This window comes from Streptacidiphilus sp. EB129, from assembly GCF_041262645.1.
Lineage (GTDB): Bacteria > Actinomycetota > Actinomycetes > Streptomycetales > Streptomycetaceae > Streptacidiphilus.
The window spans coordinates 1-11,976 of sequence record NZ_JBGCCS010000078.1 but is presented as its reverse complement, the minus strand read 5'-3'; the positions used below and the strand labels follow the sequence as shown (position 1 = coordinate 11,976).

Sequence of the window (11,976 nt, the reverse complement as noted above, 5' to 3'; positions counted from 1 at the left end):
CGCGAGAGATCGAACGTGTCCATCCCCACGCCGACCAGCACCGATTCCAACTCGCCGTCTAACAACGCGACCTCACCGCATCCGAGCTACACCCATCTTCGATTGCGGCTCGGCTCGAAGATTCGGACAGGTCTAGGCGCAGTCGAGCCGCATCAAAACAGAGACAGGGAACGCAGAGGGCCCGCACCGGTGAACGGTGCGGGCCCTCTGACCTGCGGAGGATACGAGATTCGAACTCGTGAGGGGTTGCCCCCAACACGCTTTCCAAGTGCTCGCCTGCGTGTCCGGCGGTGTCCGTCAGTATCCGGACCTGGGTATCTCCTCACGTGGGGCGGTCCACTGAACGCCAGCGGACACCCATGAATGAGACCAAAACTGAGACCAGTGTCTGCGGTCCGTTGCTTCTGGATCTTGGTCAAGCCTCGAACTGTCAGCCGAGCGCCGATGTGAACTTGTGCAGCGCGCCAGCGAGGGTTGCATCCAAGACCTCGACTACACTCTGCCAACGAGCTTCAGGGGTGTCTGTGTAGATCCATGTCACTGTCTCGGTAGGCGTTGAGACGATCAGTTGCTCGGCTTCCTGCTTCGCACCTTCGTCAGCGTCCTTACTGAGCATCTCGGCATAAACAGTCAGAGCCAGGACGCCGGTCTCACCTCGGCCCACCTTCTGCAGGAAGACCAGGTAACGCAACTCTTGTCCCAGGGCTGCCAGGCGTAGCCTTGTCCACCAGACGCCATCCTGCAGATTAGCGAAGAAGTCAACGCTACGAGCGGCTTGGACGACTTGCCAGCGCCAGAACCTGGCGCGCTCGTCTGGCGGCATCGCAGATTGGACGGATGCACGGGCGAGGGGGTCGATGCCAGTGAGCATCACGCCGAATTGCTCCGCCATTCCGTTCAACCACGTGCCAAGACGCAGCTGTACCGCCCCAGCGAGATCTTCGGTGCTCTTCGCACGTTCGACGGCTCCAGTTTCAGCCTGCAGGCCTCGTAGCCGGTCGATTCCTGCACCCAGTACAGCGAGAGCGCCGCCGGCCATCTCAGTTTCACCAAGAGGAACCGGCGGACGTTCAAGCTCGCTGCGAAGCGCGACGATCTCAAGCTCTGAGAAGAACCGTACTAGTGGGCGGAGGTCACCCTCATTGCCACGGTCAAGACAACGTAGGTAGCGATCACGCTCGCGGCGATCCACTACCAGGGGGGCAAGGTCGTATTTCAGAAGCCCTAGTAGGGTCAGGCAGCGGGCAACGCGGCCGTTGCCATCTTCGAACGGGTGAATTCGCACAAAGCGGTGATGTAGCCATGCTGCCCGGATCAGGGGGTCCGCAGACTCCGTTGATTGGTAGAGCCGCACTAGCTCGTCCATCTGTGCGGCTACGTGCTCAGGTGGGGTGTATTCCAGGACGGAGCCGTCTGGCCGCGTCACGTGGTTCTTCTGGGACTTCCATTGCCCGTGATGGAGGGTGGCCTGGAAGACCATGCCGGTCGGCCCCGTGGCCGTGTACGTGGGCTGGCGACGTGTCAGCGCGACATGCAACTCTTTGATCAAGGAGACAGATACATCGCGCCCGTCGCGAGCAGCCTGAGTCAGAAACTCGAGAGCGTCATACTGAGAGCGGATTAGTTCCAGGACGTCCTCGGACACCGCACCGTCTGCCACTCGGGCGACAGCGTCTGCAGTCAGCCCCTCGGCAACCAGGGCCTCCGTGACTCCCCAGTCCACATCGTAGAGACGTTCAATGATCCCTGTTTCGATGGCATGACGCCGCAATGACCGACGCCGCGCTTCCTGGAAGGCGACATCATTAGCGGAAACAACAGCCTTCCAGGCCCCTTGAAGGGCATGGACTGATTCAAGGACGGAAGTCAGGTCACCGTTTAGGTACTGAAGTGGTTCAACGTCCGACCACGGCATATCTTGCATCGTCACGTCCGACAGGGTAGCTCCTTGACCGGGCAGAATTCACAAATTCACAAGACGTTGGCGCTCGACTCGACCGCTCTGCTCCTCTGCAGCCTAAGACTCGTGCCGGCTGTGTGGAGTCGGATTGCCTCTGACGCAGCCTCTCACACTCATGTTCGGCGTACACGTCAGTCGCGCGGTGCACTTGCGCAGCGGGCAGGTGAAGCGCGCGAGTGGATTCGGTGCTGGTAGGGGGGAAGGCCTGCCTGGTGCAGCCGTCGGCCTGCTCAGCTCCGCCCGGCTGCCGCTTTGCGTTGCACTGCATTGCATGCGTCAGCAGACGTGGGGGTGCTTGAGGGAGCGGATCATGGCTGTGAGGCTTGGGGAGTCTGGTGAGGGACGCTGTTCGTTGAAGGGTTCGTATCCCCAGGTGACGTAGAGGGCCTGGACCTTCCCATCCCCTGCCAACGGGTTGACTGAGAGGGTGACGCGTTCCTCGGTGCGTCCGGACAGGAGTGCGTCGTGGATGCGGAGGGCTGTGCCTGTGCCGCGCCAGGGAGTCCGGACCATGATCTCCTTCAGTGCAGCGGTCGAGATGTCGGTGAAGCTGTCGGGCAGTGGCTCGGTCATCCGTGACCACCAGCGGTCGTTCTCGATGAGGGTGTTGACGTATGCGTAGCCCACGGGCTGGTCGGTGTCGTAGGCGATGACGGTTTCCCAGCCGGATTCGCCGGCGTGGCGGTCGAGGCGTTCGGCGAAGCGTTCGACGGCGTAGTGGGGTAGGTGCAGCAGTGGTGCGCGGGCGTCGGTGTACACGTCGATGATGTCCTGCCGGACCGGTGTGAGGTCTGTGTAGTGCCGCAGTTCGACGTTGACCGGTTGGCTCATGCGGGGTTCCTCCGGGTGTCCTGGGTGTATTGGTCCCACAGCTGGGTGTGGGTGCTGTTGGGGGCGATGGCGTGCAGGCGGCGGCCGAAGGCGTCGAGCATGCCGGTGATGCGGGGGTGGCGTGCTTGTCCCTGGTTCGGGATGGACATGGCGGTGGTGATCGCCGGTTCTAGGTCGGCCTGGCCGAGCTGGGCGTGGGCCAGGCGCGCGGTGGCGATGGCACGGCTTCGTTGCAGGTGGGGGCGCAGGACGGACAGGGTGCGGTGTGCGCGGGCTTCGGCTTGTTCGTACTGGTGCAGGCTGAGGTAGGCGGCCAGGGCGAGGCTGTCGAGTTCGGCCTGGTCGTAGAAGGCGGCTATCCACACCGGGCGGTAGGCGCCGGGGTCGGCGCGGTTCAGGGCTTCCTGGGCGTGGCCGATGGCGCGTTCGACGGCGGCGGTGTCGCCGGTGAGTCCGAGGATGGCGGCGTGGCGGGCGTGGCCGAGGGAGGCGAAGAGCGGGTCGCGGCGGCTGATGGAGCTGTTACGGGCGACGTTGTTGGCGGCGAGGCCGTCGGCGGGGCGGCCGAGGTGGCGGTAGAGGGTGCCGGCGTGGGACCAGATCCGGAAGGCGATGCTGGGGTCGCCGGACATGGCGGCGAGGCTGGAGGCGCGGTCCAGGTGCTGTTGGGCGGCTTGGAAGCGGCGGCCGTCGATGGCTGCCCACATGGCGCTGGAGGTGAAGGAGGCGGCGCTGGCGTAGAGGCCGCTGCGGATGCGCTGGCTGGCGGTGCCCTGCTGCTGCAGGGCCAGGGCCTGGTCGGCGAGGGCGACAGCCTGGGTCTCGATGGAGGTGGTGCCGCCGTCGCGGTGGTCGCTGGCGATGATGTCGGCGAACTGGGCCTGCAGTCGCTGGATGTCTCCGGATCCGATTCTGCGCGGCGCCGAGACGAGGGGGACCGCCGCGACCGCGGTGCCGGTCGTGGCGGTCAGGAAGGTGCGCCGCAGCACATCGTTCTCCGTGGGGGCTGGCGGGTGGTGGCTACCCGGCGGGGTGAAGCCGAGTTCCTCGGCCGGACATCCGAATACTGCCCGTAACGCGGCCCGTTGCTTGGCATGCGGCCAACGTGTGCGGGTCAGCAGGTCGTGGATCGTGCGCTCGGAGACCGTGCCGTACCGGCCTGTCAGGTCCTGGACGGCCAGGTTCATCTGGTGGGCGAGTTCGGTCCGGGTCAGGCTCAGGTGCACGATGCGGTCCCGCAGGACGGTGTTGTCCCCCATCCGGCCACGGTATTGCGGGGCCCGAAATCCCGCACCAGTACGGGTAATGCCCCGGTCAAAACTTCCTGTCGGGCACGACTGCACCCCCGTCGCTTCTTCCTGCCGATCCCCGGCGCGCAGCGGTTTCCTTGAGTGACAGGCCGTCACCTCGGCTCACTCAACGCGGTGATCCCCGCTTCTCCGCATCGATTCCGTTGGAGTCCTCCATGGCCACCTCCCAAGAGCAGCAAAGATCCAGTGGTGCGCGTCCTCTGCCCGTCCGGACCCGTGGCCGCACCTTGCATCGGACGCTCTCCAACGACGCTAAGGCGGGCACCGAGCGCTGGGACGCCTTCACTCGGCCCCTGCGCTCGCGGGACGAAGGCAGGCCGGCATGAGCACGCGCCCGCGTCCCGTCTGGGTCCGGCCGGGAGCGGTGGCCCTGGATCAGGCCAGCGGACAGGTCGGGGAGGTCCAACACGTCGGCCCCCTCTACGGCACGGGCCCCACCAAGCTCCAGGGCCGCCACCGGGTCTGGCTGCGACCGCGCGCAGGCGGATGCGAATGGGAGTCGACCCTGGAAGATCTCCGACCCTCGCAGGAGGCCGTGCAATGACGGACGCCGACCCACCGGCCATCGGGGACCTGGTCCAAGACCTGGACGGTCGCCAGCTGGTCGTCACCGACCTGCGCGGTGGGCAGCTGATTGTCCGCGCTCTGCGGAGCAGCCGTGAGCGGCTCGTCGAGGACCCGACTGCTCTGACGGTCCTGGCGCGGCGCGGGACCTGGGGCGGTTACCCGGACGGGCAGGCCCGGGGGTGAGCGGACGCCATGCCGGTCCCGACCCGCTGACCGTCGCGTTAGGAATCGCCTGGACGGCAGGGAGCGCGGCACTCCTGGCTCTCCTCGCCTTGGTGGCCCGTGAGCCGTGCCCATGCTCGCCTGCCGCCGCCAGCCCGGTGCCGGCGAGCGTTCCCGACATTCAGCCCGAATCCCTGGCCGACGGCTGACCCGATCCCCTTCTCCGGACTGACTCCCGTGAACCGGTCCAGGAGAAGGCACACCCGCTGACGACCCCGTACCGGCCGTTCTCAGCGGAAGACACGGGGCGGCCCGCGCCGGTCCCCCGGCTGGTCATGGGCCGCCCCGTGTACCGACCTCCATACCCCGATGCCACCTGGAGCGCCCGTGCACGAGCTGATCGCTTCCCCGTTCCTCGACGGTCATCTGATCCTCCGCCCCGGTCGCGCCCAGGGGCTCCGGGTCGGATCCGGCCGATACCAGCAACTCCTCACCACCTCCCCGGAGCCGGCCGTACCGCCGTGGCTGGCGGACGCCGCCCGCGCCGCCTGGGGAGTCGACCTGCACGGGCGGCAACTGGCTGACACAGTCCTGGTCCGCCCGCCATCCGTGCTCGGATACGGCCGTGCCTCGTGGGAGATCAACAAGGGCTGCGACTACGACTGCGAGCACTGCTACCTGGGACTGAAGAACTTCGAGGGCCTCGCCTGGGCCGACAAGGCCAAGCTCCTGGACGTCGTCCGCGACTCCGGGGCGCTGTGGCTGCAGATCACCGGCGGCGAGCCGCTGATCGACCGCGACTTCCCCGCGGCCTACCAGTACGCAGGCGAGCTCGGCCTCATGCTCTCGATCGCCAGCAACGGCAGCCAGCTGAGCAAGCCCCGCATCCAGGAGCTGTTCACCCGCCACCGCCCCTACCTGATCGCCGTCAGCGTCTACGGCGCCAGCGCCGAGACCTACGACGGCATGACCCGCAACCGGGGCGCCTTCGCCCGGTTCATCAAGGGCCTGGAGGCGTCACGGGAATCCGGCCTGTCCCTCAAGCTGAACATCGTCGTCTCCGAGCGCAACGCCCACCAGATCCCCGCCATGCAGCACCTGGCCGACAGCTACGGCTTCCCCCACCAGGTGTTCACCACCATGAGCCCGACCATCGAGGGCGGTGGCGAACGCATGGGCACCCAGGCCGCCGACTACGTCATGCCCCGCAAGCCCTTCCAGGGCTGCAACGCCGGGCACACGTTCTTCCACTGCGACCCCTGGGGCAAAGCCTCCATCTGCAAGGTCGGCCGCGACCCCCAGTTCGACCTCATCGCCGACGGCATCGACGGGCTGCGTCAGCTCGGCGACGTCGCCGACTCCCTCCAGCTTCGCACCGGTGGATGCTCCGGCTGCACGCTGTCCGGCTCCTGCTTCACCTGCCGGCCGCTGGCCAAGCTCTACCAGGAGGCGAAGGCCCCGCTCAACACCTACTGCCAGCACGGAAGGAGGTGAACCCATGCCGGTACCCGTAACCCTTACGCTCACCGAGCGACCCCTTGAGGACGAGGAGATCGTGTTCGTCGGCGACCTGGACGACGTCCTGGAGGTCGTCATGTGCTCCTGCTCGTCCAGCGACTCCCAGCCGTACTAGCAAAGCAGGCCGCCCCGGTCCGCCAGGGCCGGGGCAGCCCTGGCACCACCGTCTGGAGCTCCCTCGTGTCGATGTCCCGCCTCGCCTGGCATGACCTCCCCGCCGACGCCCGCACCGCCGTCCACGAGCACACCGGCCCCTTCCTCACCTCTGCCGACGTGACCACCGGAGCCAACTCCGGTGTCGCGGTCAAGGCGTACACCTCGGCCGGGCCAGTGTTCATCAAGGGCATCCCGACCGACCACCGCCAGGTTAAGACCCAACGCCGTGAAGCAGCCGTCAATCCCTACCTGCCCCCGTCCGCACCCAAGCTCCTGTGGCACGCCCAGGGCGGTGGCTGGGACCTGCTCGGCTTCGAGCTGATCGAGGGGTCCATTGCGGACTTCTCACCTGGGAGCCCGGACCTTCCCCTGGTCGTCGCCGCGCTCACGGAACTGGCAGCCACGACGTGCCCGGCCATCCCGCTGCTGAGTCTGGTGGACCGCTACGCGCCGTACACCGACGCACCAGACCTGTTCGCCGGTGACGCCCTCCTGCATACGGATATGGCGCCCCACAACGTCCTGATCGACTCGTCCGCCCACCTCATCGACTGGGCGTGGCCCACCAAGGGGCCGGCCTGGGCCGACCCCGCTGTCTGGGTGGTACGCCTCATTGACGCCGGTCATACCCCTGAGCAGGCCGACCAGTGGGCTGCTCGGCTGCCAGCCTTCAAAGCAACCTCACCACTCGTCCTGGCCGCCTTCGCCGAGGCTAACGCTCGCCAGTGGGACGAGGTCCAGACCCAAGATCCCCGCTCGGTCTGGAAGCGCCGAATGGCTGCGGCCGCCGCAGCCTGGCGCGACTACCAGTCTGGGAGATCCGTGCGATCCACTACCTGATTCGACCGTCGATGGAGCCACCACCGTGGACCCGTTCCTGATCACCAGTTTGCTGACCGAGATCAGCCGCGACATCGGGCGTCCCGAGTCGACCCGGGAGCCACTTCGTGTCTGGTCAATGTCCGGCGTTGACCGACTCACCTACCCCGACGGCACCACCGCCATCTTCAAGTACGCCACTGAACCGTTCATCCGCGAGGACAAGCACCTGCGTGCTGCCGCGCGCGCTGGCATACCGGTACCGCACGTCCTCGGTTCCACTGTGCGCGATGGACTACTCGCCATGGTGTTGGAAGATCTTGGCGAACCTGTACGCGAGGCCCAGGACACCGAGGCCGTCGCCGCTGCCGTGGCACTGCATCAGGTCAGCGCCCCTCTGGCGCTGGCGGTGCTGGACCGAAAGGCCCTCGCAGCCCTGCCCGGCCGGGCAATGGAGCATCTTCGCCAACTGCAGGCAGGCGGTCGCTGGACCGAGGGCACCGACGAGATCACTGCCAACCTGACCGCACTTATCCAGGCTGCCGAGAGCCGCACGGAAGGCGCCGAAATAGCACCCTTCGGGTGGGTCCACTCCGAATTCCATGCCACCAGCCTGCATATCGGCCGGTCTGGCTGGCGGCTGCTGGACTTCGCCCGCACCTTCGCCGGCCCGGGGCTGCTCGACCTCGCTGCCTGGCAGGGGCTTACCAAAGCACAACCCCCGGATCCAGAGCTACTTCGGACGTTCATCGAGGCATACGTCGCTGCAGGCGGCCACCGCGATGCTCTACGCCAACGCGGTGGCCTGCCCGCCGAGAACTGGGCGCTGGGCTGGTACCGAGTGTGGGCCGTCGAATGGTTCTTCGAACAAGCCCGCATCTGGATCAACCAACCCGCCCAGGACCCAGGTTCCATCAAGGTCGTTCGTCGTCATCTGGCAAGTGCTGCACGGTTGCTGGGGGCGTGATCGACGAGGATCCCATCGCCGCCCGGACGGCCGGTTCGGTGCCGCAGAGCGACCAGTAGGGCGCTCCTGTCGCCGATGATGTGCCCTGCACCGGGTCCGCTGCGCGGCACTCGCCCCCCTGGGCGAGTGCTCCCCTTGGATAGCCCCTTGGGATATCCAAGGGGACAACTTGCTCCGCCAGGAGCAATGTGTTCGGCGGCCGTAGGACCGTCGTACGCGACAACTTGCTCTGCTCAGAGCCCCAGTGGGAATCGGCTGCTCTTGCCGACCGGTCGCCGAAGATCTGGCCTGGAGCGCTGGGTGGATTCGCACTGGCAATCGGCCATAGGGGCGTTCACGGAGGGGCGTACACGCGAACCCCCTTCTAAAGGGGGGTTCGCGCGTGAACGCTAGGTCGCGTGGACGCCGTGTACGGTGCCGTGATCGTTCTACCTGTGGGTTCTTCGGTCTGCGTGGACGGTGTGAATGCCTTTTGGTGGCCCTGGATCGGGGGGCGTGCGTGTACGCCTCCGTGTACGGTCCACGGCGGGCTCGAACGGCCTGGTCGGGGCGGTCGGTTACTGACCGGGGTGCGGTCACTTCGGTCACTGTTCCCGGTCAGCCCGGTCAGCCCGGTCAGCCCGGTCAGCCCGGTCAGCCCGGTCAGCCCGGTCAGCCCGGCGCGGTCGGTCAGGTCGGTCACCTCGGTCACGGTGACCTCGGTCAGATTGGTCCCGGTCACGAGACGGCCGTGATGTGTCGGGCGGTGCTGCGGTAGCGGGCCTGCTGGCCGCCACCGGTGCCGCCTGCGGACCCTTCGGTCTTGTTGGCCAGACCCTTCTTGACGAGGCGGTCGAGGTGCCGGCGGGCCTTCTCCGTGTCGGCACGGTCGGGGTTCGGGTCGCCGGTCAGCATGGTTGCCAGCTCACGGGTGGTCAGGCCGTCGGGCGCGGACCGCACCAGGGCTTCTGGGTCGAGGGTGGGTTCGACGTGGGTGGTGCCGCGCTGATGGTCGTGGATGAGCGGGAGCGGGCCGATCTCGCCGGTCACGGTCTTGAGGTGGTGGATAGTGACCGCCGGGTCACCGGCCTCTCCGGCGATGAACAGGACGCTGCCCGCGCCGGAGGTCAGCCACGTCGAGCCGTAGACCCGGTCAAGCGTGGGGCGCTGGCCGCGCAGTGCGTCAGCGCTGGCCTTGCGCTGGTGGTGCAGTTCCATGAGCTGGACGCCCGCGCGCAGGGCTCGCATGCGGGCATTCTGGAAGGCCAGGGCGAGGGTGTCGTCGACCAGGGTGCTGACTGCATCCTTGAGGCTGTCGATGACGATGGTGTCGGCGTCGTGCGCGGCGGCGAGTTCGGCGAGGAGGTCGGGTTCCTTGTCGAGGCTGACCGGCAGCGGTCCTTCCCAAACGCGGAGCCGTTCGCGCAGGTGCTGCTCGTTGTGGGGTTGGACGAGGCGGGCCATGGCGCGGGCGATCTGCTGCGGGCGGTCCATGGCGAGGTACAGCACGCGCTTGCCCTCGGCGACGGGAAGGTCGAGGACGCTGCTCTGCAGGCCGAGGCGAGCCAGCACCACCTGGTGGGCGATGGTCGTCTTCCCGACTCCTGGTGCTCCGACGATCATCAGGCTCTCGCCCGATGCCCAGGCCGTCTGCTCGCGGGTGCCCCACAGCGGTTCCTTGTCCGCGCCGGTCTTGGTGACGAAGTCCCAGCCGTCGACCATGTAGCGGGACAGGCGGCTGTTGCCCGAGGCCAGGGCTCGTTCGCGCTCGGCTCGGACGTCCTCCTCGATCGCGGTGCGGATCTCATCTGGGTCGGCTCCGGGGGAGACGGCTCGCTGGATGGTGCGGATGCCGGTCGCCTTCAAGGCGCGCAGCTCGGCTTTGCGGCGAACGATCTGCGCGTAGTACTCGGCATTGTCGGCCGAGGCGAGCATCGACGCCAGAACGTGCAGGTAGTCCACGCCGCCAACACGGGAGAGGTCGCCTCCGTCCCGCAGGTGGTCGGCGAGGGCGATCGGGTCGGTCGGTGCCTGGGCGGCCCGGAGCTTGAGGAACGCTCGCCAAAGGGTCTCGTGGGCTGGACGGTAGAAGTCCCCGGGCTCCAGGAGGTTCCGGACGGCGTCGACTGCCTTGTCGTTGTGCATGCAGGCACCGAGCACGGCCTGTTCGGCGTGAATGTTGTTGGGCGGCTCGGTGGTGAGGTCGCTCGCGAAGCTGCGCCCGATCGACGCGTCGGCGGTGCGGCGAGATTGGGATGACGTCCCCTCGGGCGGGGCCGTAGGCTTGTCCACAGCGAATTCCTCACTCGGAGGTTCTGGGCGGCTACCCGGTTCCTCCGTTGTCGACTGTTCCAGGGATGGGCGGTTTCGAGGTTTCGGCTCGGCCCTCGGCGTTCGTAGCGCCGGGGGCCTTTGTCTTGTCTCCGCAGCTCAGAGCATGCGCCGGACACGCTTCGATGCATCTTGACTTGGTTGCGTTTCGCTTCGCATCACGTTAGCCTCTTGATCTTGGGCATTGCAAATAGCATTGCCTGCGATGCATGGAGGATGAGCGTGGCTGAAGCCGAGCGTCCAGCCGGGCGGCTGGAAGGGGAGGAGAACGTCGCCAAACGGATCCGGATGGAGCGCTCCGCCCGCCAGTGGAGTACGGCCGTACTCGCCGACCGGATGTCCGAGGCCGGCTTCCCGATCAACCAGTCCGCGGTGTGGCGTATCGAGAGCGGCGACCCGCCGAGAAGGGTCAACCTGGACGAGGCCATCGGCTTCGCCCGGGTCTTCGAGATCTCGTTGGAGGACCTGATCGGGCCGCCCGAGGCTGGGGAGAACGCGCACCTTCAGCGGCTCCTGGCCGAGTACGCCGACGCGTCTGTGGCGCTTCGGGCCGCCCGCGAGCAGATGGGCCGGGCCCGCGTCGCGCTGGACGCCTACGCCGAGGCGCACCCGTCGCTGGCGGAGGCCATGACCGGCATGATCCGCACGGCGGAGGACCTGCACCCGGACGGCGTCGACTCGTAGCGAGTCGTGCGGACGAGTCCATCTGCCGTGGACTCGTTGGTGCTGGCCGGTCATGTCTCTCCTGGCGCTGGTCTCGGTGCGAGCCAGCAGGATGCACCACGTTCGCCGGTTTGGTGCGGCCGGAAAAGCCGTCTAACGTCCCCCTTCATCCAGGTCACAGCAGGTGTTGCCGTCAGCCGTCGCCCTGGAACGATCATCCCTGTCCGACGACCCTCGACGCTACGAACGTCGAGGGTCAATGCCCGGACTGCAAGACCTGATTCGCCCATCCCTGGCACATCGACAACGGCGGCGCATAGCCGAAAGCGCCGTCTGGATAGGTTTCCCATGCCCCAGATCAACCTCACCGCTGCCCATATAGCCGAGGCCCTCGGCGTCACCGAGGACCGCCTCCGCGAGGTGCTCGCGGTGACCACCAGGGCGGCGCACGATCCGACGTTGGTAGCCCTCACCCCCGAGGAAGCCGCCCGCCGCCTGGGCGTCGGCCGCACCACGGTGTACGCGCTCATCGCCGCCGACGAGCTTGCGTCTGTGAAGATCGGCAACCGTCGTCGCATCCCAGCCGAGTCCTTGGGCGACTTCCTCGCCAAGCGCCTCAGACGCCGTTTTCGTACCGAACTTGATCGACTGTTTTCGCAGGTCAGGTATGGCGTTGTCGTTTGTGCGGAAGAGCTGAGCCATCGGGGATTCTC

General features: G+C 67.1%; 11 protein-coding genes. 7 read left to right on the top strand and 4 right to left on the bottom strand.

Going from position 1 to position 11,976, the window contains the following annotated elements; all coding sequences use genetic code 11:
• Positions 1–430 precede the first annotated feature (430 nt).
• The 3 genes from ABH925_RS37035 to ABH925_RS37025 form a co-directional block, all read right to left on the bottom strand.
• Positions 431–1,924 carry a Fic family protein gene (locus ABH925_RS37035; protein ID WP_370155906.1) on the bottom strand — a complete coding sequence of 498 codons (1,494 nt, stop codon included), beginning with the start codon at positions 1,922–1,924 and terminating at the stop codon, positions 431–433.
• A 312-nt stretch (positions 1,925–2,236) separates the two neighbouring features.
• Positions 2,237–2,791 (bottom strand): GNAT family N-acetyltransferase, encoded by a 555-nt coding sequence (locus ABH925_RS37030; RefSeq protein WP_370155900.1) that lies wholly within the window; start codon positions 2,789–2,791, stop codon positions 2,237–2,239.
• Positions 2,788–4,050, bottom strand: a complete 1,263-nt coding sequence (locus ABH925_RS37025) for an XRE family transcriptional regulator (RefSeq protein WP_370155898.1) — start codon at positions 4,048–4,050, stop codon at positions 2,788–2,790. Before ABH925_RS37025 ends, ABH925_RS37030 begins: the two co-directional genes overlap by 4 nt.
• A gap of 591 nt (positions 4,051–4,641) precedes the next feature.
• Between ABH925_RS37025 and ABH925_RS37020 the strand changes: the two genes are divergently transcribed.
• The 5 genes from ABH925_RS37020 (at position 4,642) to ABH925_RS37000 (ending at position 8,290) form a co-directional block, all read left to right on the top strand.
• Entirely contained in the window at positions 4,642–4,851 is a 210-nt protein-coding gene (locus ABH925_RS37020; protein WP_370155896.1) for a hypothetical protein, read from the top strand.
• Positions 4,852–5,217: 366 nt separating this feature from the next.
• Positions 5,218–6,324 (top strand): radical SAM protein, encoded by a 1,107-nt coding sequence (locus ABH925_RS37015; RefSeq protein WP_370155894.1) that lies wholly within the window; start codon positions 5,218–5,220, stop codon positions 6,322–6,324.
• A 4-nt stretch (positions 6,325–6,328) separates the two neighbouring features.
• Positions 6,329–6,463 (top strand): hypothetical protein, encoded by a 135-nt coding sequence (locus tag ABH925_RS37010; RefSeq protein WP_370155891.1) that lies wholly within the window; start codon positions 6,329–6,331, stop codon positions 6,461–6,463.
• Between the two features lie 71 nt (positions 6,464–6,534).
• On the top strand, positions 6,535–7,344 hold the full coding sequence (locus tag ABH925_RS37005; RefSeq protein WP_370155904.1) for an aminoglycoside phosphotransferase: 810 nt from the start codon (positions 6,535–6,537) through the stop codon (positions 7,342–7,344).
• A 25-nt stretch (positions 7,345–7,369) separates the two neighbouring features.
• Positions 7,370–8,290, top strand: a complete 921-nt coding sequence (locus tag ABH925_RS37000; RefSeq protein WP_370155889.1) for an aminoglycoside phosphotransferase family protein — start codon at positions 7,370–7,372, stop codon at positions 8,288–8,290.
• A gap of 717 nt (positions 8,291–9,007) precedes the next feature.
• Here the strand turns inward: ABH925_RS37000 and ABH925_RS36995 are convergent.
• Positions 9,008–10,495, bottom strand: coding sequence for a DnaB-like helicase N-terminal domain-containing protein (locus ABH925_RS36995; RefSeq protein WP_370155901.1), 1,488 nt, complete (start codon positions 10,493–10,495; stop codon positions 9,008–9,010).
• 327 nt (positions 10,496–10,822) lie between these two features.
• Between ABH925_RS36995 and ABH925_RS36990 the strand changes: the two genes are divergently transcribed.
• On the top strand, positions 10,823–11,284 hold the full coding sequence (locus ABH925_RS36990; protein WP_370155886.1) for a helix-turn-helix transcriptional regulator: 462 nt from the start codon (positions 10,823–10,825) through the stop codon (positions 11,282–11,284).
• 327 nt (positions 11,285–11,611) lie between these two features.
• Positions 11,612–11,976, top strand: a 365-nt coding sequence (locus ABH925_RS36985; RefSeq protein WP_370155885.1) for a helix-turn-helix domain-containing protein, incomplete at its 3' end; no start/stop codon positions are given.